Here is a 23,453-nt window from a genome sequence, read left to right on the forward strand (position 1 = left end):
CGCACATCCGCTGGGTACGCCCGGTGGACAACGAAAACGATTTCCTTAACGCCTTGGCACGCGTGGCCGCTCGCGGTGACTTGCACGTGGGTGAAGACACCAAGTTTGCCGGTGTGTTCCGTACTCATGGTGTGATTGCCCCAGTTTTTGATGTCACCCCGGAGCCAGCCGCGGATTCCTACCGCGAGCAGCTCGAACGCGTGAACCAGGCTTTGGAAGAAGAAATCTCCAACGACGCGCAGCTTTCTGCCGACGAGCGTAAGCAACTGCAAAACATTAAATCGCGGCAGGTCACCATCCGCTAGTACCGCGGGGCAGCGGCTGCAGCCTCAGAGCAGCGGCCGCAGCCGCAGTGATCTGCGGTTTAGCGGCCTGCCGGAAGTGCGTGGAACAAAGACGCGCCAAAGATCGTTGTAGTTGACATGACATCATTATTTACGACTTTGGAACTTGGCCGCTTTAGATTGAAAAACCGCATGACCATGGCCGCGCTGACGCGTCAGCGCGCAGGTCATAGTGGGGTGCCGAGCGATATGCATGTTCGGTACTATTCTCAGCGTGCTAGCGCAGGTTTCGTAGTCACAGAGGGCGCCTTCCCCGCATGGACAAATCGCGCGTTTCCGGGCCAAGCAGGTATCGCAGATGATGAACAGGCGGCCGGTTGGCGCGAGGTAGCTAACGAAGTGCACAACAGTGGCGGTGTCATTTTCATGCAGCTCATGCACGGTGGCCGCACAAGCCACCCGGATCTTATCGATGGAGCCCAAGCAGAAGCACCCAGTGCACTGGATTGGGGCGGAGAAGTCCGTGGGTTTTCCGGCAAAATGGACGCGCCGATGCCACGTGCACTGGAGACCAAAGAAATCCCACGCATCGTCGAAGAATTCCGCGCTGCTGCACGTCGCGCCGTAGATGCTGGAGTTGATGGCGTGGAGATTCACAACGCCAACGGATACCTGTTGCATGAGTTTTTGGCACCATCCGCCAACCAGCGTGACGATGAATTCGGTGGTAGCCCCGAAAACCGATGGCGATTGCCTGAAATGGTCATTCGCGCGGTTGTTGATGAAATCGGGGCTGACCGCGTCGGAGTGCGCTTTTCCCCAGGGCACAACGTGCAAGGAGTCATCGAAGAAGACGAAGCAGACATGGTGGCTACATATGGCGGTCTCATAGATGCCATCACGCCACTAAACCTGGCTTATGTTTCCTTCCTGCACGCGGAGCCGGAAGGTGAGCTGATGCCGACCTTAGCGAACAAAGCGCGCGCTAACGGTGTGACCAAAGTACTGATGAATGATGGGTTTGGCACCGTTACTACAAAGGAAGATGCCCAGCGGGAGCTGGAATTAGACTACGTAGATGCTGTTGTAGTCGGGCGACAGTTTATTGCGAACCCAGACTTGGTGCGGCGGTGGCACGAAGATTTGGTGCTGAACGAACCAGAACAAGCCACGTTCTATATGGGCGGTGAACGTGGCTATACAGACTACGAGACAATCGCGGATTAACCACTAGCTCTGTAACCGATGAATGCGCCCCTGCACTAAGCAGGGGATTAGCGCAGTGAGTTCCAGAGGTTTTCTGCCTCAATCTCGTCCCATAGCACCACGTTTCCGACGTCGGTATCAGCAAAACCACCGACTGGTACCGTCTTGGTTTCCACCCCGGTACCCATCGACAATGCCAGGCGGGCCAGGTGCCATACATGATCGCTTTCGCCGACGGTAAACGACTTTGATACCGAGCTGATCATTGGGAATACGTCAAAAGGGTTGAGCAGCGTCGACGGGTTCGTAGCCTCGTGCATCAGCGCAGAGAAAAACTCACGCTGCCGTTCTACACGGTCCAAATCTCCCATTGCGGTGGCACGGGTACGCACATAGCCCAGTGCGTTGGCACCGTCCATTTCTTGGCATCCTGCGCCAACATTGAGATTGGCCAACGGATCGTCGATCGGTTCGGAAGGACACAATTCCACCCCGCCGATAGCGTCGACAATATTGGCCAAACCGCCCATGCCCACTTCGGCGTAGTGATCAATGCTGACTCCGGTGTTGGCCTCCACGGTTTGCGTCAATAGCTGTGGGCCGCCATAAGTAAATGCCGCGTTGATTTTGTCTTGCCCAAAACCAGGCACGTCGACGTAGCTGTCGCGAGGAATGGAAATCAGCTGTGCACTGGTGCCTTCCAGGTGCAGCAACATGATCGCGTCGGTGCGGCCGGTTCCAATATCGCCACCGGTGCCTAGCCGGGCAATATCTTCTTCGCTTAAGCCCACGCGCGAATCCGAACCAACCAGCAGCCAGTTCGTGCCCTTGGTGGATCCGATAGGTTGCTCCGGTTCCGAGGCCACGCGGGTGAGCTGGGCATCCGCCCAAAAAGCAATAACCAGCAGCAGAACTATGAGCACTGCCAACGGCCAGCCCAAGCATCCAACACAGCCGAATTTCGGGCGGCGCAGCTTCGAGCGCAACCCGGCCGCACTAAACTTTCCGAAACCACGGCCACCGTGCGCGCCGGGGTGTGGATTGCGTACATCGGCGTAAGCTTGCTGGTACTGCTGGCTCGGATGCCCATACCCACCGGGTTGTGGATAGTACTGTCCAGGTTGTTGGGCATAAGGTTGCCCCACATAATTTTGTGGCGGCCGTTGCTGTTGTGGAGGCTGCTGATACGGAGATTGCTGCCCAGGAGGCTGTTGCCCTGGCTGCTGTGGAAATTGCTGTGCGGAACGAGGCGGCACTTCACCGTGACGGTCCTGCCCTGCCGCGCGGCCCTGCGCGTACCCTGCCGCGGCACCACCGACAGCACCGCCCGCTACTGGTCCGCCCAAGTCCATGCGGGTCGGTTCCGAAGGGATCCGCTGTTGGTTGCGCGACTGGTGCAGTTGCTCGCGGTTGACCGGACGAGCACCCGGGTGGTTGTGCCCGGAGACCGAACGTGCACCATGCCCAGCATCGTGATTTGTGCTCTGCCGAGCAGAATTAGCCCGTTGCGCATCATAAATAGCGCGTTCACGGCGCAGCTTTTCCCGGTCAATCGGCGGGCGGTTCGCCCGCGAATCTTGCCGGTTGGTGCGCACCGGGTGTTCAGAGCGCGCAGAGTGTGCAGAACGCTCGGAGCGTTTAGGCCGCTCAGGTCGTTCGGAATGCGGCGGACGTGCAGCACGCGGGGCACGCGAAGCTTCCTGCGGAGCTTCCGGCTTGGCATGCCGCCCGCCGCCAGCGGAATGCCGGCCACTTTCCCGTGCACGATCGGGCGCCGTGCGTGGACGCCGTCGTACTGGCCGACCGTAGCGATCCAGCAGCGGCTTACCGTCGCGCCCCAGGACGACGTCGCCTTCTGCAGGCCCGTGGGATCCCCCGTGCCGTCCAGCTGGCCGTTCTCCGCGATCTGTCATGGCAGATATTTTACCTATCCTTGCTTGTGCAGTGCCCGCTTAGTGTCCTTTAGTAAGTAATCACGCATGCACATCAAGCGCGAGCCCGAGCAGCTCGTCGTCGGCAAGCGTGATGGACCCCAAATGAACCCCAACTGGTGGGCGTCCAGGCAAAGCCCAAGGAATCGAAATAGCGGGCCTTCCCGTCATGTTAAATAGCGAACACCATGGTGACCAGCGGGTTTGCTCGGCAAAACAACGTGAGTGCTCCATCGCGGCAAAATGGCCCACCGGCGGCGGATCATGGGTGAGCGTGGGCGATAACACCACGTCAACATTCCAAAAAGAATGCAACAGACCATTCAGTGCCGCGGCGTGTTTTTTCGCTGCCTGCACCTCCGCTGGTGCTTGCCGACGCCCGAGCTGCCCCACCCAGTGCGGGTAGCCGGCGATGCCTGAGCCCGACGCTAGCGTGTCGTCGGCAAGCGCGGTGGCGAGCACGGAGCTAAAAATCGTGCGGAAGGCGTCCAGGGTGCGCTCACCGGGAAACGCAGTGATGGGGATGATCTGGTGGCCCGCGGAATTAAGCGCTTCGGCGGCTAGCTCTGTGGCCTGCACCATGGGATCGGCAACCTCGGCATCTGCCAAAATCGGGTCGGTGAGTAGGCCGACGCGCACACGAGCAATGCTGGGGTGAAGCGCGTGCAAGAAAGCCGAATCAGCCACCGTGGTGGTGACAAACCCCTGCACCGCTAACGCCCCGTTCGGCATTCCCGGTGGCCGCGGGGTGGTGGGTTTGAAACCGACAAGCCCGCAGGCCGCAGCCGGAACACGGATCGAACCACCGCCGTCCGAGGCATGCGCGGCGCGCACAGTACCGAGTGCGACCTGTTCTGCAGCACCACCAGACGAGCCACCCGGGGTCGCGCCCGGCCACAAGGGATTCGTCGGGGCGGGCAGGCCCACCGGCTCGCAATCAATGCGTAAGCCCAGCTCAGAAGACGCGGTTTTTGCTTTGATGCGCGCGCCCTGGGCTTGCAGATGCGCTAGAAACGGCTCGGTGCGCTGGGCAATATATCTGCGGGAGATATTGCCCAAGGTGGTGGGAAGCCCGGCGACGTCGTAAAGATCCTTTGCTGGGATCGACCAACCCGCCAGCCGCTCGGGGTTGGGGAGGTGCGCGTGTTGCGCCCGCGGAAAGACCATGCAGATCAGGGTAATCTAGCGGGCATGAGCACCGTGGCATACCTGGGACCCGCCGGAACTTTCACCGAGGCTGCACTGCACAAGCTACAGCGCGCCGGGGTGTTTGCTCGGGCGGGACACGATGCAGGGGCTGGTATCACCGCTGTTCCGGTGGCTTCGCCGGGTGAGGCTTTACGACGCGTCAGCATAGGCAAGGCCGATTATGCCGTTGTAGCCGCAGAAAGCTCCGTCGAAGGCGCAGTGACTGCCACGCACGACGCGTTGGTGGAAAACCCCGGGTTGCAGATTTTCGCCGAGGCCACACTGGATATCCAATTCAGCATCCTGACTGCTACCGAAGAAATCGCGGCAAAGCCGCACGCGATTACCAGCATTGCGACGCACCCGGTGGCGTATCAGCAGATCCGCACCTGGGTGGAAAACCACCTGCCGAATGCCGAGTTCATCCCGGCCTCATCCAACGGGGAAGCCGCACGCATGGTCGCACAAGGCCGCGTTGATGCCGCTGCCGCCCCGGATAATGCTGCGGATCTGCATGGGCTTGCGCGGCTAGCACAAGGGGTGGCTGATGTTTCCGGCGCCCAGACTCGTTTTATTGCACTTACTGCGGTTTCCACGGATCCTGTGGACGCTGGGGCTGCTGCGGACACCACCGCCTTGCAGCGAAGCGCTGCACCCCGCACGGGCAACGATCGCACCGGAATCATTTTTCACGTGCACAACGAACCCGGCGCACTGGCTGGCGTGTTGCAGGAAATCGCTGGCCACGGGGTAGATTTGTCCCGCATTGAATCCCGGCCGACGCGTACCGGACTAGGGACTTACCGCTTTCATATCGACGTGCATGGCCACATCGATGACTTACCGGTGGCCGCGGCGCTTGCGGCACTTGAACGGCGCTGCGAGAAAGTGCAATTCCTCGGCTCCTGGCCGAAAGCAGGGGTTTAAGCATGGGAAAAATCATTTTGCTCCGCCACGGGCAAACACACTCCAATATCCACGGCTACCTGGATACGCGCCCGCCGGGAGCAGAACTCAGCGAGCTGGGGCGTCGGCAAGCCCATGCTGTTGGTGAGGAATTCGCCCGTGATCTGGGAGAAATCCCGCAGTGGTGGTCGTCGATGGCGATCCGCACGCAGCAAACCTCTGAGATCGCTGCCCGTGCCTTCGAGCAATTCCGTGGGCTAGAACCCTACACCATTCCGGTGCAGGTGACCCCGGGGCTGTTTGAGGTTTTCGCTGGTGACTACGAAATGAGCCAAAACGTGGGGAAAATCGCCGAATACCATCAGTGTTTGCTGCGGTGGCTCGAAGGCGACAAACAAGCAGCAACCCCTGGCGGTGAAACCTACCCCGAGATTCTGGCGCGCTATTTACCAGCGATGGAACAAGCCGCAGCCAGCGATAACACCACGGTCATTGCCAGCCACGGCACCGTTATCAGAGTCGTGGCGCGCTACCTCACGGGCCTGGACCCGAGGCAAGCATTTGAATGGTATCTGCCCAACTGCCGCTACATCGTGCTAGACCCGGCAGGGCGGGAGTTTAGGCAGTGGAAGCTCGAGCGCTGGGGCGACTATGATCTGGGGGCGCTGCATACCTGAGGCGTGCTGCTTACGGCAGCCGAAAGAGCCGGGCGGTGCGGAAGTTTTTACCCAAAACCAGCGGCATGCAGCTGCTCTTCGTCCATACCGAAATAATGCCCGACCTCATGAAACACAGTCACCTCGACTTCGTCGGCAAGCTGCTGGATACTGCTGCAATATCGCTTCAGGGCTTCGCGGTACACAAAAATCGCATCCGGCAGAAAACCTGTGTGGTGGTGGGTGCGCTCCACCAAGGACACGCCCTCATACAGGCCTAAAATCTCGGGGTTTTCCGGGTGAAAATCCTCAATCAAAATGGCAACATTGCGCAGGCGATACGCGAAATCATCCGGGATTTTATCCAGCGCATCTAGCACTAGCTCCTCGAAATCCTCGTCGCTAATTTCAACCATTGCCCACCACCTTTGCACCTTTGCCGGAAGCGGAATGATTTCCGCTGTCATCGCAGTTGTTAGCGCCTTGGATTACGCTCTGGACGTTCCTCTGGTGGGCCGCCGTCGATAGTCAACGCCCCACGGCCTTCGCGTGCTGTGCCTTCAATGGTGGAAAAACCGCCGCCATCGCGGGCGTGCACCAGCGTGCAATTCACGGAATAGGAACCATTACGCCAGGAATCCTCGCTAATCGCACCCCAGTATGGTTGCAGCGTGGACTGGTACAGGTTTTCCTCGCCGCCTAAATAATCCTCGCCTGCGCGGGTGCAGACGTCGGCAAGAAATTCATCCTGGGCTTCGCCGGCCGGGTATCCATCCGGGAAATTCTCCCGCAAATTGACCGTTGAGGTGACCTCCATGTGGTGCGGTTCGCCGCAGGCGACCTCGGTCAGGGTTTGTGATTCCTCGATGCGTAGGCAGGACTGTGCGCTATAAACCCGGGCTTGATCGCGCTCCGAAACCTTGCCGGTGGTCAGCTGCGGCACACCGCGCGCATCTGTGGTTTGCAGGCCGCACAGCATGGTGCGATCGCCATTCTCCCAGGCAGGAGCCGGCGGGAGGATAGGGGCGATGGAATATTTGCCGGTCGGATCAAAACGACCATCTAAGTAGCGCAGGGTGGGTGCGCGGCAGAGTTCTTCGCGTAGCTGGGCTTGGCGTGCGGTGCCGGGAACCCCCGCTTCCGGGCCGAACTCGGCAGTAGGATAAGCACTCAGATCCTCGCGCGCGGAGACTTCAAAACGGTGTTCTTCCGCGCAGTCGGCTTGTTCGAAATTGGTGATTTTACCTTCCGGGGTAATATCCCAGCTCAGACAGGCGCCAGCATCAGCGGTGGTGAACGATGCCACCTTTGGCTTTGGTTTCTGCGTCGATTCGGTCGCAGGGCTGGCGTTGACGGTGGTGTCGTTTGCTTGACCAGTGCTGCTGGAACCGGAATCCGAAAACAGCCCATAGCCGGTTAATGCCGTTGCGCTGGCAAGGGCAGTCACCAGTGCCGTGCGCACTGCTGCTGCTGATCGCCATGGTGACTGAGTACTCATCGGCAGCTAGTTTACCTTGTCGTTTCACGCTAGACTCTGGAGGCGTGATTGATCTGAAGCTTTTGCGCGAAAACCCTGACCTTGTCCGACAGTCGCAGCGCACCCGCGGCGAGGACCCGCAGCTTGTCGACGAGCTGCTGGCTGCAGACGAAAAGCGCCGTCGCGCTATTGCCACCGCAGATGATCTGCGCGCGGAACAAAAAGCATTCGGTAAAAAGATCGGTCAGGCTTCCGCAGAAGAACGCCCAGCGCTGCTGGAGGGATCTTCCGAGCTGAAACTAAAGGTCAAGCAGGCGCAGGAAGAGCAAAAGGCCGCCGAGGATGAAGTAGCCGCCATCCAGTACCGTTTGTCGAACATCGTGGAGGGCGCACCTGCCGGTGGCGAGGAAAACTTCATTGAAATCGAACGCGTCGGAGAAATCCCTAGCTTCGATTTCGAACCGAAAGACCACCTGGAGCTTGGGGAAAAGCTCGGGCTTATCGACATGACTCGCGGTTCGAAGGTCGGCGGCGCACGTTTTTATTACCTCACCGGTGATGGCGCTTTCTTGCAACTGGGCATGATGATGCTCGCTGCGCAAAAAGCGCGCGAAGCCGGATTCCAGCTGATGGTGCCTCCGGTTTTGGTGCGCCCAGAGATCATGTCTGGCACGGGCTTTTTGGGTGAACACTCCGACGAAATTTATTACCTGGAACGCGATGACATGTATCTGGTCGGTACCTCGGAGGTGGCGTTGGCGGGCTATCACAAAGACGAGATCATCGATCTTGCCGACGGCCCAATCCGCTATGCCGGCTGGTCTTCGTGCTTCCGTCGGGAAGCCGGTTCGCACGGTAAAGACACCCGCGGTATTTTGCGTGTGCACCAGTTCGACAAGGTAGAGATGTTCAGCTACTGCAAACCGGAGGATGCAGCAGCGGAACACCAGGCTTTGCTGAACCTGGAAAAAGACATGCTTGCCGCCATCGAGGTTCCATACCGCACCATCGACGTTGCCGGGGGTGATTTGGGTAGCTCCGCAGCACGCAAATTCGATAACGAGGCCTGGGTGCCATCTCAGCAGACTTTCCGTGAGCTGACTTCCACCTCGAACTGCACTACCTTCCAAGCCCGACGCTTGTCGACGCGTTACCGCGATGAACAGGGCAAAACCCAGACTGCTGCGACGCTCAACGGCACGCTAGCCACCACTCGTTGGCTGGTTGCGATCCTGGAAAATCACCAGCAGGCCGACGGCACCGTGGTAGTCCCAGAAGCCCTACGCCCATTCGTCGGCAAGGAGATTTTGGAGTGACCGAATACCACAGCCGTGCCGGGCTACGCGTGCCAGAAAACCTGCCGAAGCTGAGAAAGCACCCATCTGAAGCCCGCGAAATTCCCTATGGCACCCCGGTGGTGCCGCTGGCTCGCTGGCTGATGTTTCTGCAGGGCATCGAAGTGACCGTGGACGGCGTCGAAAATATCCCTGCTGATGGTGGCGCGCTTCTGGCGATCAACCACACTGGCTATTACGACTTCATCCTGGGCGGGTACCCTGCGTACCTGCGGGGGCGTCGCATCGTGCGCATGATGGCGAAAAAGGCGATTTTTGATACGCCGATTGTCGGTACTGTGCTGCGAATGATGGGCCACATCAGCGTGGACCGTTCTGCAGGAAAAGGTGCTGCATCCAAGGACGCAGCGGTGCAGAAATTGCGTGAGGGCAAACTGGTGGGGATTTTCCCAGAGGCTACGATCTCACGCGCATTTGAAATCAAAGACCTGAAAACCGGTGCTGTGCGCATCGCAGATGAAGCAGATGCGCCGTTGCTTCCGGTGATTATTTGGGGATCGCAGCGCATCTGGACCAAAGACCTGCCCAAAAACCTCTGGCGTGCCAATGTGCCGGTGCGGGTAGCCGTCGGCAAGCCCATCGAACTCAGCGGTTCCGTAGAAGAAGATACTGCAGCGCTGAAAAAAGCGATGGAAAAGCTGCTAGAAACCACCCGGGAGAAATACGCCGAGCGTCATGGGCCATTCGAACCTGGCTTACCGTGGATGTCGGCTTCTTTGGGCGGGAGCGCTCCAACCCTGGAACAAGCCGCTGAAATTGATGCTGCCGCGCGTGCCGAACGCGCACGTAAAAAAGCTGCAAAGGCGGAAAAAGCTGCAAAGGCAGCGAAGGCGGAAAAGAAAGACCGCAAGTGAGCCAGGCAGATGATGCAATGGCCATCGGGCCCGCCCCGCGACTAATCGTCAGCGATATTGACGGTACCTTCATTAATTCGGCCGATCGTGTGCCGCCGCGGGTACGCGATGCCATACATAAGGCAACCGCGCAGGGGATGCATTTTGCTTTAGCGACTGGGCGCCCTTTCCGCTGGTTGCAGCCGGTATTAGAACAAATAGCAGCCCGGCCAGTGTGTGTCACTTCCAATGGAGCGGTGATATACGACTGTGCTGCCGATGAGGTGCTCACCGCCGCAGAGATCTCGCCGGAACTGATGGAAGAGGTCTATCACACTGCACAAGAAATTTTTGCCCCCTACGGCGGGGTAAGTATCGCTGCAGAATACGCAGGCTATTCCGTACGGCAAGACCCAACCGAGCTGTTTGTGGCCGCGGATAATTACGCACACACTTGGGCAGATTCGCAATTTATTTCTAAACCGACAGAACAAGTCTGGCAAAAGCCCGCCGTGAAGTTTTTATTGCGCAATCCGGCGATGTCCGCGAACCAGATGTATGAGCTGTTGGCTGAACATATTGATAGCCGACGCGCACACGTTACGTATTCGATTGATGCGGGATTGCTGGAAGTCGCGGCACCGGGGGTAAACAAGGCCGCTGGCCTGGAATTCCTTGCCAACCACTTGGGAGTGGCGGCTGCGGACGTCATCGCCTTCGGTGATATGCCAAATGACATTGAGATGCTGCGCTGGGCCGGGCGTGGGGTAGCAGTAGAAAATGCGCACCCGGCGGTGCGCCAGGCAGCTGATATGGTAACTGGGTCTAATGACGATGCCGGGATAGCCCAGATCATAGAACGGTGGCTGTAGAACAACCATGTTTATTGCTGCACTCGACCAAGGCACCACGTCCACGCGGTGCCTTATTTTTGACCGCGACGGAAACGTGGTCTCGCAGGCTCAGTTGGAACACCAGCAAATTATGCCGCGCAAAGGTTGGGTGGAGCATGACCCGAACGAGATTTGGGCCAACACGCGCCGGGTAATTTCTTCGGCAATGGTGGAACTGGATATCACCGCCCGTGATGTGCAAGCTTTGGGGGTTACCAACCAGCGCGAGACTGCCGTTGTTTGGGAAAAAGCTACTGGTGAACCAATCTATAACGCAATCGTCTGGCAAGACACCCGCACTGGTGGCGAATTCGACGATGCTGCGGCGTGGCAAGCAAAAACCGGGTTATTGGCCAATTCTTACCCTGCTGGTCCGAAGATCGCCTGGATTTTGGATCACGTTGATGGTGCTCGTGAGCGCGCCGAACGCGGCGAATTACTAGCCGGAACCATTGATTCCTGGTTGGTGTGGAACTTAAGCGGCGGTGCGGAACAGGGAGAAAACGCCGATGAGGCAGATGGCGCTGCCGCTGCTGAGGAAAATACCCCTGGAAACAGTAGCGATGCCACCTACCAAGCGCAGCATATTACGGACGTGACTAATGCATCGCGCACCCTCTTGTTGGATTTACACACGCTGGATTGGGACGACGAACTTTGTGAGGCGCTGCGGGTGCCGAAGAAAATCTTGCCGACGATCGTCCCATCGATTGGTGCACTCGGTGAGGTGCGCCACCGCGGTTCACTCACCGGGGTGCAGATAACCGGCATTTTGGGAGACCAGCAGGCCGCCATGTTTGGGCAGCGGTGTTTCCGGCCCGGGGATGCGAAAAACACCTACGGCACCGGATTGTTTTTGCTGCTCAATACCGGAACGGAACCGAAGTTTTCCGAGCATGGTTTGCTGACCACCATCGCCTACCAACAACAAGGCGAAAAGCCGGTGTATGCGCTAGAAGGATCAGTCGCGGTTGGTGGATCGTTGATCCAATGGCTGCGGGATCAATTGGGAATTATTCCGGATGCTGCTTCCAGTGAGTCGATTGCTGCCGAAGATAACGGCGGGGTTTATATCGTTCCAGCATTCTCTGGGCTTTTTGCTCCACGTTGGCGCCCGGATGCAGCTGGCGTGATCGTGGGCTTGACCCGTTATGCAGATCGCAGCCATATTACGCGCGCGGCGTTGGAAGCGACCTGCTTTCAAACCCGCGAGGTTGTCGAAGCAATGCAGAAAGATGCCGGCCGGGAATTATCGGGCCTCTGCGTCGACGGTGGCATGGTGGCCAACGATCTGTTGATGCAGATGCAAGCGGATATCCTCGGCTCGTCTGTGCAGCGCCCGGAGATGATCGAAACGACTGTCTGGGGCGCGGCACTTGCGGCGGGTATCGGAATTGGCTGGTGGGATTTTTCGGACGATGACTACGTCGCTGACCACGTCTGGGAGCCAAAAATGCCCGAAGCCCAGCGTGAGCAGCTCTACCGCATGTGGAATCAAGCAGTAGAACGCACGCTGGGCTGGGAAGATGCTGGCCGGGGTGAAGCCGACTAGCCCTCGGTGATTTCTATTTGTCCAGTGGAAGGATCGAAGGTGATATTGCCACCCTGGAAATTCACACGGATTTTCTGACCATGCTGGTATTGCTCACTGGTTGGTAGCCCCAGTTTTTCGAAGCCGCCGTTGGCCCAGGCTCGAGCGATTTCTCCCCAAAGCGCCTGGGTGCCAGTTGCCGCGGAATCAACGATGACTCCGTTGTCGAACAAGGCAAAGTCGACATCATCGGAGGCGCGCACGATACCAGTGGCTGGCGACCCCAGGACCGGGCCAATCAGCTTATTGATCCGCGCCCAGGTTTGTTCGATATCGCTGTTGCCCGTCAGTTTCACGACTTGCGTGATCATCGCGGGAACATCGCCCAGTTCCATACCGGAAGACGTCGCCAAGCGCTTAATCGTTGCCTCGGGGGACTCATTCGGAGCTTTCTCGGCAGCGCTGCTGGTCTGCTGCAGAATTGCCATGACTAGCGGCGCGATGATGCCGATTGCCTTGATTGCAGTTTGCAGAGGCCCTTGTGAGTTGGCATTGGTAGACGCATTTTGCGTATTGCTCTGTGTGTTGCTTTGGGGAGTGCTCTGCGGGGCTGCTTGGGTGTTGGTGGTGCTGTTGGAATTTGTGGTTCCGGATTGGTTGCCCGACTGCGACTGGCTGGTTGCGTTGCCCGCGAGCAGGCCAGCAACCTGCTGATATTTTTTGTTCGTGGCGTTGCGGATATCGCTCCACCGTGCCACGGCGTGGCTACCTGGGCATGTCGTGGCGCCAACGTCGCGGTGGCCGTGGAAACGCTGGAAGGTACGTGTATCACCGGCAGGATATTTTGCGTAGCTGCTGCCACCGGATGTCATCTGGATGGTGCCTGCTGGGTCAAAACCAGACTGCGCAGCGCGCCATCCAGCGATCTGTCCGACGGATTGGATGATGGCTTCGTTGATCGGTGCAATTTCGTAGTTACCGACCATGGAGATGCCGAAGGTTCCGTGGTTATAGCCGCCTGCGTGCGCGCCCATGACACCTTCACTGAGTCCGCCACGACGGCCCTCGTAGATGGTTCCGAACTTGTCGACGAGGGCGTGGTATCCGATATCGCACCAGCCCAGGGTCTGGGTGTGGTACTGGTAGGCGCCGCGAACCTGTGCGGCAGCGCTGGCAGCGTCGTAGTTATTGGAGCCTGCCGTGTGGTGCAGAGTCAGGGCGTTGTAGTCCATGCCGGTTGCGCCGCAATTGCCACGGTAGGACTCGTTCGCGCCCCAGCCTTGGCGAGTGACTAGGGTCGGCATGCCGACGGATAGGTTTGCGGTGTGCTCAATGGTGTTTTCTGCTTGGGCTGCGCCAGCTGAGGCGTTGCCGTTGACGAAAACTGCGCTTAGATCATCAGCGCTGGTTGCGCCACCCGCTGCACCAGAATTAGCTGTAGTGGCAGTGGTGCTGTCGGCGTTGTCGGTGAGGTCGACGTCATCAGCGACGGGCTGGATAAGCCCAGCGGAGGTCTCCAAACCGGCTTTTGGTAGGGAGTTGGCTGTTCCGGGCGCTGCGTCGGTTGCGTTGTCGGTTGATTGCGCATCAGGTTCCGTATCGGATTGTGCGCCAGGTTGCGCATCAGCCTGTGTGCCGCTGGTTTCGGTGGTGCCCGCAGTGGCTTTCTCGCCAGTGAACAGATCTAATCCGGCAACTGACACCTGCACGGTGTGAGTTGGTTCGACGTAGATCAGTTCGGTGCCTTGCTGCGTGGCTTCTTCTGGGTTGGGTAGCGCGTCGGCTTCGAACCATTCCGTCCAGCTACCGTCGGCACGCTTGGAACGGAAGTGCGCATTGATGTCGCGTTCACCGCTCCAAGTTAGGGCGAAGGAGTCGAATTCTTCGTCCTTAGTAAATTCTTGCACCGCGCGGGACGGGGCGGGGCCGTCGCCTTGGGTGGCCACGGCTGGATCATCCACAACGGTGGCGGTGCCGCTACTGAAGCTGGCGGTGCTGATGCTGGCTTCGGCCTGATCAGAACCAGCATTTTGGGTTTGCAATACCTGGTGGCCTCCGAATGCTGCGGTGACGACGAGGGCCGCCGTCGCGGTGACAGCGACGACTGGGCTGGCACTAGCCCAGCTTCGCAGCGACCCGGAGGTGCTAATACGGCGACGTAAGTGCATGAATACTCCTGTTTCTTTGAATGATTCAGCGAATCAATCAGCAACACACCCCTGAAACATGCACGCGTGTGTAAGCCGTGTGTCAGAGGTGAAGATACATATGCGAAGTTACATATGGGAAAAATGTTAATCATGTTGCGACACGCGTATCGGGAAGCATTATTCGGGATGGGTTGGCCCCATCCTGGCCACAAGTTTTTCGCAGAATACTGCGTACGTTTTTTGCAGAATACTGCGTACGCGGACAGCGTTTCTCCGGGGAAAAGTTGCCCACCCAACTTGGTTGCTCCCACTAGTGCGGGTGGTGCTCCACTAGTCTGTAATGCATGACTGCATATGACCTCATCATTGTCGGATCCGGATTTTTCGGCCTCACCATCGCAGAACGCGCGGCCAATGAGTTGGGCAAGAAAGTGCTCATCGTCGAAAAGCGCTCCCATCTTGGTGGAAACTGCTACACCGAAACCGATGAAGAAACCGGCATTGAGGTGCATAAATACGGTGCTCACCTGTTCCACACCTCCAATAAGCGGGTGTGGGATTACGTCAACAAATTTACCGATTTTACTGATTACCAGCACCGGGTATTCGCTATGCACGACGGCACCGCCTACCAATTCCCGATGGGGCTGGGCCTGATTAACCAATTCTTTGGGCGCTATTACAGCCCGGAAGAAGCCAAACAACTCATCGCTGAGCAAGCTTCGGAATTCGACTCGGACAAAGCCGAAAACCTAGAGGAAAAAGCCATTTCGCTGATTGGGCGCCCGCTTTACGAGGCATTTGTGAAAGGCTATACCGCTAAACAGTGGCAAACTGACCCGAAAAACCTCCCAGCTGGCAATATCACTCGACTGCCAGTGCGCTATACCTTCAACAACCGCTACTTCAATGACACCTACGAAGGACTGCCGGTCAACGGGTATACCGCCTGGCTAGAGAATATGGCGGCTTCGGACAATATCGATGTCCGATTGGACACGGATTGGTTCGAAGTTCGGGATGACATCCGGGCGCAGTCACCGGATGCTCCTGTGGTCTACACCGGCCCATTAGACCGCTATTTCGACTACTGCGAGGGCCGTTTGGGCTGGCGTACCGTGGACTTCGACAAAGAGGTCCATGATGTGGAAGATTTCCAGGGCACCGCGGTCATGAATTACAACGACCAGGATGTGGACTACACTCGCATCCTGGAATTCCGCCACTTCCACCCAGAGCGCAATTACCAGCGCAACAAGACAGTGATTTTCAAAGAATATTCACGTTTCGCTGGTGCCGATGACGAACCGTATTACCCGATCAACACCCCGGAAGATCGCGAAAAACTCGCTGCTTACCGCAAGCATGCGGCAAAAGAAGTTACAGACAACAATGTGCTCTTTGGCGGCCGTCTAGGCACCTACCAGTACCTGGACATGCACATGGCCATTGGTGCGGCGCTGTCAATGTTCGACAATAAACTGGTGCCGTATTTCCAGGATGGGAAGCCGTTGGAACAAGAACGTGGCCACTAAGAAATAACCGCTGGACTAGCACGCTGGACCCAGCGCCCTGAACTAAGCACTCTGCACTCATTACCGTGAATCAACTTCTGTGAACTGGAGAACCGTGAACCATCGCGAAGCCCTGCAACGCATCCTTTTGCCGAAACGTGGCGAACCTTTCGATGTCTGCATGCTTTACCTCATCGAATCCACGCAAAACAAAGAACGCTTGAGCTGGAATACCCGCACTGATGTCACCGTGCCGGCTGGTGCGGAAGCTAGCTTCGAAACCTACTTCAATGCCTTCCCAGCATCGTATTGGCGCCGCTGGTCACAGTTGGACTCCGTCGTATTGACCATGAAGGTCACCGGTACCGCCAATATCGCTGTGTATCGCTCCAAAGTCGATGGCACCCGAGTTGGGGTGAGCAACCATTTGATTGCCGATGACACTCTGGACATCGAGCTGCCACTGAAGAACTTTGAAGACGGTGGCTGGTACTGGTTTGATGTCACCGCAGAAACGGACACCATTATTAGCGAAGCCGCCTGGTGTGCCCCACACGCGCCGAAGCCACAAACGCTTCCCGACGGGTCCACCATCGAGCCTGCTGCGAAAAAAGTCGCTGTCGGCATCCCGACGTTCAACCGCCCAGCCGACGCCGTTGCTGCGTTGCAGGCGCTGGGGGAGGATCCTGTCGTCGAACAAGCTATTTCTCACGTGCTCATGCCGGACCAGGGCAACCAGCACCCAGCTGACGAGCCCGGTTATGACGACGCGGTAGCTGTATTCGGCGAACGCTTCCGTGAATTCCGGCAGGGCAACTTGGGTGGTTCCGGTGGTTATTCGCGCATCATGTACGAGTTTGTGGAAAACACTGATGCGCCGTTCGTGTTGTTCATGGACGACGATATTGCCATCGAACCAGATTCCATTTTGCGTGCCGTGCAGGCTGCCCGTTTTGCGGCCAGCCCGATTGTCGTTGGTGGACAAATGTTGAACCTGCAACAGCGCGCACAATTGCGTACCACAGGCGAAATGATCCAAGGCCACGACTTTATGTGGGGGCCAGCCCCATATGGTGTGTACGATCACGACTTTTCTGAATACCCGTTGGGCTACACGCTCACCGAAGAACAACAGCGCAACCCGCACGCGAAAAGCAGTGCAGACTTACACCGGCGTGTCGATGTTACCTATAACGGCTGGTGGATGTGCTTGTTCCCACGCGTGGTTGCCGAAACCGTCGGCCAGCCATTGCCGCTGTTTATCAAGTGGGATGATACAGAATATTCCTTGCGTGCTGCCGAGTTCGGCTTTCCGACGGTCACCTGGCCGGGTGCCGCAATCTGGCACATGGCCTGGGCAGATAAGGACGATGCGATCGACTGGCAGGCGTATTTCCACCTGCGTAATCGTCTGATCACTGCTGCTATGTATCATCGCGGCAGCTTCAAGGGCGTGGCACGCTCGATCATGAAATCAAGCTACAAGCATGCGCTGTGCATGGAGTATTCCACCATGGCCATTCAAATTGAAGCCATGCGGGATTTCCTGTCTGGCCCAGCGCAACTCTTTGATGTCTTAGAATCGTCGCTGCCACGCATCCAGAAGATCCGACAGAACTACGATGATGCTGTTATATACGAGTCGGCGGCAGATCTGCCAGCGCCGACCGGTGCCAATGTGCCTTTACGCAACGTTGGTGGTCGTTTGGGTAAGGTGAAAAAGATTCCGTGGCTGTTGAAAACCCTGCGCCACATGTCGCGGGAAGCTGACCCGGCGCACTATGAAGCACCACAGATCAACCTAAATCCAAAGGATGCGCGGTGGTATAACCTGTCGCGAGTTGATTCGGCGACTGTGACCACCGTTGGTGGTACCGGGGTGGCCTTCCGCAAACGCGATAAGCAGTTAACCAGTGAGTTGCTCTCACAAACCCGGCAGCTATTGAAAGATATTGACGCTCGTTTCGATGAGCTGCAGGAAACTTATCGAAGCGCGCGCCCGCAATTGACCGCACGTGAATCGTGGAAGAAGGTGTTTGATGCCCAATAAACCCAGCAAAAACGAACCCAATCAACTGAGCCGGGCAGAATCTCGGGTTCTGCAGCGTATTCAGGCGGTGGCTTTCGATGCGCCGGGTGTGCTGTCGGCTGCTCGTGGGCTATCGCATTTCGGTGAACATGCTGCAGGCTGGGTTGCCAGCGCAGGAGTAGGTGCTGCCGTCGACAAGCAGCGTCGTGGACAGTGGGTACGAGTTGGTGCCTCGGCATTGACCGCGCATGCCGCATCGGTGGTGCTGAAACGCATCGTGCGTCGGCGTCGTCCGGATTATCCGTATGTGCGCGTGGGGGTGTCTACGCCATCGAAGTTGTCGTTTCCGTCGTCACATTCGACGTCCACAGCGGCGTTTTGTACTGGGATTTCAGAATTGACGGGTACAAAAATACCGTTGGCAGGTATCCCGGTAATGATGGCATCGCGTATGGTGTTGGGGGTTCATTACCCGACAGATACTCTGCTGGGTGCAATGATTGGTTATGCGACCGCTAAGCGAATGATGAGGCAAGGCTAGATGGAAAACGACGGTCACCAAAGCGTGTTTCATTCGGAACCGCATACCTCCGGCGTGGATACCGGCCGGAAGCGGCAACCTCCGAAAAACTTGCTTGATGGCATGATCAAGGCGCTGCGTCCGAAGCAGTGGGTAAAAAACAGCCTGGTTATCGCGGCGCCGGCTGCTGCCGGTGCGGGTGTCTTGTTGGATGGGCGCACGCTTGCCGACGTCGCCTTGGCTTTTATCGTCTTCTGCATGGGTGCGTCCTCGATCTACTTGGTCAATGATGCCCGCGATGTCGCTTCTGACCGCGAGCACCCGACTAAGCGCTTCCGCCCGATTGCCGCTGGGGTGCTGCCGGTCGGCCTGGCCTATGCCATGGCTGTCGGGCTCATTATTGCCGCCGTTGGCCTGTCCTTCTTGGCCTCTGATGGGGTGGGTCTGGCCTCGGTGATTGCGGTGTATATCGCCTTGCAGCTGGGCTATTGCTTTGGCTGGAAGCACATGCCGGTGATTGATATCGGCTTGGTGTCTTCTGGGTTCATGCTGCGTGCGATGGCAGGTGGTGTAGCTGCCGGTATCGAACTTTCACAATGGTTCCTGCTGGTGGCGGCATTCGGTTCCTTGTTTATGGCTTCCGGTAAGCGTTATGCGGAGCTGCTGCTCTCGGAACGCACGGGTGCTAAGATCCGCAAGGCATTGGAGGGCTACACGCCGACGTACCTGCGCTTCGTTTGGACTTTGGCTGCTACCGCCGTCGTTATGTCCTATGCGCTGTGGGGATTTGAACTCTCGCAGGCTACTGAGGGCTTGGCATCGATCATGTATCAGGTTTCCCTGGTGCCGTTTACCATTGCTATTTTGCGCTATGCCTCCAATGTGGACCGGGGTGAAGGTGGAGCTCCGGATGAGATTGCGTTGGAGGATCGCGCGCTGCAGGTGCTGGCGTTGCTGTGGATCGCTTGCATCGTGCTGGCTGTGTACATCGTTCCTGCAATTTAAAATCATTTTCAAGTAGCGATTATTTTTGCCTCCCCCTAGACTGATTTTTAGCTGTGTAACGAAATTGTCTCGGTTTTCGATACACTTACTAGAATCTGCTGCCGCTCTGGTTTTTGGCTGATCACCGCATACGGTTGCTTGCTAGCGTTCGATCGAAAAGCTTGGAGCATAAAGGCAGCTTGGAAAAATTTCCGTGAAGGGGAGCAATGACGTCGATCGTGAATATGCGTCGTGCGGTGGTCGCTGCGGTGGCTGCTGTGGCGGTGGCGCTCGGAATGATGGCTAGCCCATCGGTGGCGACCGCACAAGACAACCGGGGCTGGTTGCGCCCGGATGCTACGGGTACCTGTGATTGGGACCCGCATGTAGCTTATTTTGTGCAACGCTGTGACGTATATTCGCCAGCAATGGGGCGTAATATTCCCGTGCAGATCCAGCCTGCTTCTCGTGGTGGCAACGCAGGCCTATATCTTCTAGATGGTTTGCGGGCGAACAACCAACAAAATGGTTGGAACCGCGAGGGTAACGCCCACAAGAAATTTGTGGACAACAACATCACCCTGGTAATGCCGGTCGGTGGCGAGGCATCGTTCTACGCAGACTGGAAAGGCACCCCGAAGTACTTCCCGGGTGAAGAAGACGGCAGCTACAAGTGGGAGACTTTCCTGACTGCTGAGCTTCCTGGCTATCTGCAGCAGCACTTCGGTGTTGCTCCGAACAACAACTCGATTGCCGGACTGTCGATGGGGGCGACTGCCGCGATGAACCTGGCTGGCAAGCACCCAAACCAATTCCGTCAGGCACTGTCTTATTCCGGTTACCTTTTCACCACTGCACCGGGAATGCAGACCATGATGCGGGTGGCGTTGCTTGATGCAGGTGGCTACAACATCAACGCGATGTACGGCACGATCATTAACCCAGCTCGTTTCCAGAACGACCCATTCCACTTGGTGGGCAACTTGCGTAATACCGACGTTTACGTTTCTGCCGCTTCCGGTATTCCTGGGCCGGCGGATCATAACTTGGCGCCGCAGCACCAGGCTCCGGGTATCGTTTTGGAATTTATGTCTATGATCGGCACCCGAGCCTTTGAAGCGAATGCTCGCTTGAATGGTGTTCCTATCACCACCGATTACCCGGGCGTTGGTCTGCACAACTGGTACCAGTTCAACTACCAGTTGGATCGCACTTATGACCGTATCTTGGATGTTATGGGAGCTCGTTAAAACAAGCCTGAGCTCGTAGCCGGACTGGATGTCGCAACACAGCGACACCAGTCCGGTTTTTGTTTCTAGCGTGCTGTCTGCTGCTGAAATATTGCTGGAGCTGAATAATTTAATGATTTCTAGGGCTGAATCATTTCTGGGCTGAATTATTTCTGGGTTGAGGATCTTTGTGTATTTTTCTGAGAAGTACCGGAGTGTCTTCCCAACCATCGCCAAGTTAAACCTAAACTTTAGACTTGATAACTACGCGAGTAGGCCAGCCGCATCCCGGAAGCGGGGAACTTCCGGGGTGAGGGCGGGCCTGAATTTTGCCTACCCTGTACACACTTTCAAGGAATCATTATGCGACTAGACTCGTCTCGTTCCCCGCACGTTCAATCACAGACTGCCGGTCAGTCACGCGGTACTCGCGGTCGTGCCTGGTTTAAGGCCTTGGCTGTGCCTACCGCCGTCGCTACCGGCTTGGCTATCGTGCCTATTTCGACGCAGGCTCCGGTGGCGCAAGCCCAAAGCTCGCTACCAGGAAGCTCGAACCTACTGCCAAAAAACGATGGCCTGACTGACTCAGTTCTTCCGGGCGAAGCTCCACAGCGCAGCACCATCGAAACGGAATACCCGAGTTCCGATGGGCTGCCAGCAGGCGTGGAAATTGATCGTGTGGAATACAAATCGCCCCGCCACGCTTTCGTATACGTGAAGTCCGCTGCCATGCCAGACCAGGAAATGAAGTTCCAGATTCTGCTGGCCCGTGACTATTACGCTAAGCCGAACCAGCAGTTCCCGGAATTGTGGTTGATGGACGGTTTGCGTGCCCGTGAAACCGAATCTGGCTGGACCATCGCGACTGATGTCGAGCAGTATTTCGCCGACAAGAATGTCAACGTTGTGTTGCCAGTCGGTGGTGAGTCGTCGTTCTATTCTGACTGGCAGCAACCAGACAATGGTAAGCACTATAAGTGGGAATCTTTCCTGACCAAGGAAGTCATCCCAATCATGGATAACAAGTTCCGCTCCAACAAGCAGCGGGCAGTCGCTGGTCTGTCCATGGGCGCAACTTCTGCTATCAACATGGCAGAGCGGAACCCGCACCTGTTTAATTTCGCAGGTTCGTTCTCCGGATACTTGGATACGACAAGCAAGGGTATGCCGGAAGCGATTCAGATGGCGCTTTCCGACGGCGGCGGCTACAACGCTGAAGCAATGTGGGGGCCGCTGTACAGCCAGGGTTGGATCGACCATGATCCGAAGTTGGGTATCGAGCAATTGCGCGATATGACAGTCTATGTTTCTTCCGGTAGCGGACAGCCGGACTTTGGCGACCCGAACTCCGTCGCCAAGCACGGCCCAAGCTTGCCAGGCGTGGGCCTGGAAGTTATTTCGCGCATGTCGACGCAAACCTTCGTGGACCGTGCCAAGGCCCAAAACGTGGATGTCGTCGCGAAGTTCCGCCCAACCGGTATTCACACTTGGGAATACTGGGAATTTGAGCTGAAGCAGGCCTGGCCGTACATCGCGAACTCTCTGAGCATCCCACAAGAAGGCCGCGCGGCGGAGTGCGAAGTTAAGGGAGCCATTGGAGCCAGCGTTGCTGGCCAGGCGCACTTCGAAGAATGCTTGACCAACGAATACCAGGTGGGCGAGACCAGTGGTGTGGCGCAGGACTTCACCGGCGGTACTGCTTATTGGTCGCCAGAAACCGGTGCGCATGGGGTTTACGGCGCGATCAACGCGCGTTATGCGCAGCTGGGTGGAGCAACCTCGTGGTTGGGCTTCCCGAAGTCCACTGAACTGGGTACGCCAGACGGCAAGGGCCGGTTGGTACAGTTCGAAAATGGCAACATTTATTGGCACCCAGATACTGGTGCTTGGGAAGTGCCGAATGATTTGTTGGAAGGCTGGAAAGAATACGACTACGAGCGTGGCCGCTCCGGGTACCCTACCGGCAAGGATGAACACATCAATGGCGGCAAGCTACAGCCGATGCAAGGTGGCTTCCTAGCGCGTAACCGCGAGGGCAAGACCCACCTGGTCTTCGGCGCAATCGCTAAGAAGTATGCGACCGTGGACAAGGCTGACTTGGGTCTGCCGATCAGCAATGAGTACAAGATCGATGGCGGTTGGTTCCAGCAATTCGAAAACGGCAATATTTACTTCTCGCCAGAATCCGGCGCCCAGGTGATCAAGTACGGAAAGATCTTCGACGAATGGGGTAAGCACGGTTACGAGAAGGGCAAATTCGGCTGGCCTACCGCGGATTTCGAGTCGAAGCCGGGCGTGAATGAGCAGAAGTTCCAGAACGGAACCCTGCAAGAGATCAACGGTGGCGTACGGGAGAAGTAATGCGATTTACTCGAAGCACAGGTATTCGTAGCGTTGGAGCTTTTCGCAACACTGGGGTGCGGCGTCGGAAAGCGTCGTTGGTAGCGGCGTTGACCACCGGTGCCCTGGTTTTGGCCGCCTGTGGTTCAGCGACCGTAGAAGACGAAGCACCAGAAACCCTGAGCAAATCCTCGACACAGACTACGAAATCCACCGCAGCCAGTTCTACAACGTCGCCGGGGGCTGGTAAGGACGACAAAGACGGTAAGGACGGCAAAAAATCCAGCGAGGGTTCTACGACGGCTAAGTCTGGTTCCGGGCAGAATAGTGCCGGGAATAATAACGCTGAGCCGGCGCCGCAAACTGCCGGTGGCCGTGACCGTGGCGCGCAGGAAATCGACGAAATTCCTGAGACGAACCCTTTCGG

19 protein-coding genes and 1 pseudogene are annotated in these 23,453 nt (G+C 57.3%); 15 read left to right on the top strand and 5 right to left on the bottom strand.

All coding sequences use genetic code 11. The features are described 5' to 3' along the window. Both A5774_RS00005 and A5774_RS00010 read left to right on the top strand, forming a co-directional pair. Positions 1 to 305 (top strand): DUF5926 family protein (locus tag A5774_RS00005; protein ID WP_231892279.1); only part of this gene is annotated, 305 nt, incomplete at its 5' end. Positions 306 to 422: 117 nt separating this feature from the next. Then, positions 423 to 1,511 (top strand): alkene reductase, encoded by a 1,089-nt coding sequence (locus A5774_RS00010; RefSeq protein ID WP_064832948.1) that lies wholly within the window; start codon positions 423 to 425, stop codon positions 1,509 to 1,511. A 47-nt stretch (positions 1,512 to 1,558) separates the two neighbouring features. Here A5774_RS00010 and A5774_RS00015 read toward each other — a convergent pair whose 3' ends face one another. Both A5774_RS00015 and A5774_RS00020 read right to left on the bottom strand, forming a co-directional pair. Continuing rightward, positions 1,559 to 3,403, bottom strand: a complete 1,845-nt coding sequence (locus tag A5774_RS00015) for an LCP family protein (RefSeq protein WP_369815465.1) — start codon at positions 3,401 to 3,403, stop codon at positions 1,559 to 1,561. A 60-nt stretch (positions 3,404 to 3,463) separates the two neighbouring features. Then, positions 3,464 to 4,588, bottom strand: coding sequence for an amidase (locus tag A5774_RS00020; protein WP_064832949.1), 1,125 nt, complete (start codon positions 4,586 to 4,588; stop codon positions 3,464 to 3,466). A 24-nt stretch (positions 4,589 to 4,612) separates the two neighbouring features. Between A5774_RS00020 and pheA the strand changes: the two genes are divergently transcribed. Together pheA and A5774_RS00030 are read left to right on the top strand one after the other, a co-directional pair. After that, the gene (gene pheA / locus A5774_RS00025) at positions 4,613 to 5,536 is read left to right on the top strand and encodes a prephenate dehydratase (protein ID WP_064832950.1); all 924 of its coding nucleotides are present in this window, start codon (positions 4,613 to 4,615) and stop codon (positions 5,534 to 5,536) included. Positions 5,537 to 5,538: 2 nt separating this feature from the next. Beyond that, entirely contained in the window at positions 5,539 to 6,192 is a 654-nt protein-coding gene (locus A5774_RS00030; RefSeq protein WP_064832951.1) for a histidine phosphatase family protein, read from the top strand. 47 nt (positions 6,193 to 6,239) lie between these two features. Here the strand turns inward: A5774_RS00030 and A5774_RS00035 are convergent, their stop codons facing one another. Both A5774_RS00035 and A5774_RS00040 read right to left on the bottom strand, forming a co-directional pair. After that, complete coding sequence (locus A5774_RS00035; RefSeq protein ID WP_023018787.1) at positions 6,240 to 6,587, bottom strand: metallopeptidase family protein; 348 nt, start codon at positions 6,585 to 6,587, stop codon at positions 6,240 to 6,242. Between the two features lie 59 nt (positions 6,588 to 6,646). Then, positions 6,647 to 7,669 carry a septum formation family protein gene (locus A5774_RS00040; RefSeq protein WP_024272847.1) on the bottom strand — a complete coding sequence of 341 codons (1,023 nt, stop codon included), beginning with the start codon at positions 7,667 to 7,669 and terminating at the stop codon, positions 6,647 to 6,649. A gap of 44 nt (positions 7,670 to 7,713) precedes the next feature. On the opposite strand from A5774_RS00040, the gene serS reads away from it, so the two are divergent. The 4 genes from serS to A5774_RS00060 are packed head-to-tail and all read left to right on the top strand — an operon-like array spanning position 7,714 to position 12,281. After that, entirely contained in the window at positions 7,714 to 8,964 is a 1,251-nt protein-coding gene (serS, locus tag A5774_RS00045) for a serine--tRNA ligase (RefSeq protein WP_024272848.1), read from the top strand. Then, a complete protein-coding gene (locus tag A5774_RS00050; protein ID WP_064832952.1) occupies positions 8,961 to 9,857 on the top strand; it encodes a 1-acyl-sn-glycerol-3-phosphate acyltransferase in 897 nt (298 codons plus the stop codon). The genes serS and A5774_RS00050 overlap by 4 nt, the downstream gene beginning before the upstream one ends. A gap of 17 nt (positions 9,858 to 9,874) precedes the next feature. Beyond that, complete coding sequence (locus A5774_RS00055) at positions 9,875 to 10,708, top strand: HAD family hydrolase (protein WP_023018791.1); 834 nt, start codon at positions 9,875 to 9,877, stop codon at positions 10,706 to 10,708. Between the two features lie 7 nt (positions 10,709 to 10,715). Next, positions 10,716 to 12,281, top strand: a complete 1,566-nt coding sequence (locus A5774_RS00060) for a glycerol kinase GlpK (protein WP_064832953.1) — start codon at positions 10,716 to 10,718, stop codon at positions 12,279 to 12,281. Here the strand turns inward: A5774_RS00060 and A5774_RS00065 are convergent. After that, entirely contained in the window at positions 12,278 to 14,428 is a 2,151-nt protein-coding gene (locus tag A5774_RS00065) for an N-acetylmuramoyl-L-alanine amidase (RefSeq protein ID WP_064832954.1), read from the bottom strand. The genes A5774_RS00060 and A5774_RS00065 overlap by 4 nt on opposite strands. A gap of 326 nt (positions 14,429 to 14,754) precedes the next feature. On the opposite strand from A5774_RS00065, the gene glf reads away from it, so the two are divergent. From glf to A5774_RS00100, 7 genes and pseudogenes are all read left to right on the top strand, one after another. Beyond that, positions 14,755 to 15,945 carry a UDP-galactopyranose mutase gene (glf, locus tag A5774_RS00070; protein WP_021353469.1) on the top strand — a complete coding sequence of 397 codons (1,191 nt, stop codon included), beginning with the start codon at positions 14,755 to 14,757 and terminating at the stop codon, positions 15,943 to 15,945. A 94-nt stretch (positions 15,946 to 16,039) separates the two neighbouring features. Then, positions 16,040 to 17,974 (top strand): glycosyltransferase, encoded by a 1,935-nt coding sequence (locus A5774_RS00075; RefSeq protein WP_197490181.1) that lies wholly within the window; start codon positions 16,040 to 16,042, stop codon positions 17,972 to 17,974. After that, positions 17,964 to 18,494 (top strand): phosphatase PAP2 family protein, encoded by a 531-nt coding sequence (locus A5774_RS00080; protein WP_023018795.1) that lies wholly within the window; start codon positions 17,964 to 17,966, stop codon positions 18,492 to 18,494. The genes A5774_RS00075 and A5774_RS00080 overlap by 11 nt, the downstream gene beginning before the upstream one ends. Beyond that, a complete protein-coding gene (locus tag A5774_RS00085; RefSeq protein ID WP_027017423.1) occupies positions 18,495 to 19,478 on the top strand; it encodes a decaprenyl-phosphate phosphoribosyltransferase in 984 nt (327 codons plus the stop codon). It begins immediately after the preceding gene. Between the two features lie 206 nt (positions 19,479 to 19,684). Further along, positions 19,685 to 20,707 (top strand): alpha/beta hydrolase family protein, encoded by a 1,023-nt coding sequence (locus A5774_RS00090; RefSeq protein WP_064832956.1) that lies wholly within the window; start codon positions 19,685 to 19,687, stop codon positions 20,705 to 20,707. A 342-nt stretch (positions 20,708 to 21,049) separates the two neighbouring features. Further along, the gene (locus A5774_RS00095; protein WP_082936016.1) at positions 21,050 to 23,047 is read left to right on the top strand and encodes an alpha/beta hydrolase-fold protein; all 1,998 of its coding nucleotides are present in this window, start codon (positions 21,050 to 21,052) and stop codon (positions 23,045 to 23,047) included. Further along, a pseudogene (locus A5774_RS00100) lies at positions 23,047 to 23,453 on the top strand (hypothetical protein); the annotation flags it as partial. The gene A5774_RS00095 and the pseudogene A5774_RS00100, both read left to right, overlap by 1 nt.

Source organism: Corynebacterium sp. EPI-003-04-2554_SCH2473622, assembly GCF_001665955.1.
GTDB lineage: Bacteria > Actinomycetota > Actinomycetes > Mycobacteriales > Mycobacteriaceae > Corynebacterium > Corynebacterium pseudodiphtheriticum.

Bases quoted from the DNA above. Each gene is read 5' to 3' on its own strand.
- A5774_RS00060 (WP_064832953.1), top strand. From the start codon at position 10,716: ATGTTTATTGCTGCACTCGACCAAGGCACCACGTCCACGCGGTGCCTT.
- A5774_RS00020 (WP_064832949.1), bottom strand. From the start codon at position 4,588: ATGGTCTTTCCGCGGGCGCAACACGCGCACCTCCCCAACCCCGAGCGG.
- A5774_RS00040 (WP_024272847.1), bottom strand. From the start codon at position 7,669: ATGAGTACTCAGTCACCATGGCGATCAGCAGCAGCAGTGCGCACGGCA.
- glf (WP_021353469.1), top strand. From the start codon at position 14,755: ATGACTGCATATGACCTCATCATTGTCGGATCCGGATTTTTCGGCCTC.
- A5774_RS00065 (WP_064832954.1), bottom strand. From the start codon at position 14,428: ATGCACTTACGTCGCCGTATTAGCACCTCCGGGTCGCTGCGAAGCTGG.
- A5774_RS00080 (WP_023018795.1), top strand. From the start codon at position 17,964: ATGCCCAATAAACCCAGCAAAAACGAACCCAATCAACTGAGCCGGGCA.
- A5774_RS00085 (WP_027017423.1), top strand. From the start codon at position 18,495: ATGGAAAACGACGGTCACCAAAGCGTGTTTCATTCGGAACCGCATACC.
- A5774_RS00095 (WP_082936016.1), top strand. From the start codon at position 21,050: ATGCGACTAGACTCGTCTCGTTCCCCGCACGTTCAATCACAGACTGCC.
- A5774_RS00015 (WP_369815465.1), bottom strand. From the start codon at position 3,403: ATGACAGATCGCGGAGAACGGCCAGCTGGACGGCACGGGGGATCCCAC.
- A5774_RS00030 (WP_064832951.1), top strand. From the start codon at position 5,539: ATGGGAAAAATCATTTTGCTCCGCCACGGGCAAACACACTCCAATATC.
- A5774_RS00010 (WP_064832948.1), top strand. From the start codon at position 423: ATGACATCATTATTTACGACTTTGGAACTTGGCCGCTTTAGATTGAAA.
- A5774_RS00090 (WP_064832956.1), top strand. From the start codon at position 19,685: ATGACGTCGATCGTGAATATGCGTCGTGCGGTGGTCGCTGCGGTGGCT.
- pheA (WP_064832950.1), top strand. From the start codon at position 4,613: ATGAGCACCGTGGCATACCTGGGACCCGCCGGAACTTTCACCGAGGCT.
- A5774_RS00055 (WP_023018791.1), top strand. From the start codon at position 9,875: ATGGCCATCGGGCCCGCCCCGCGACTAATCGTCAGCGATATTGACGGT.
- A5774_RS00035 (WP_023018787.1), bottom strand. From the start codon at position 6,587: ATGGTTGAAATTAGCGACGAGGATTTCGAGGAGCTAGTGCTAGATGCG.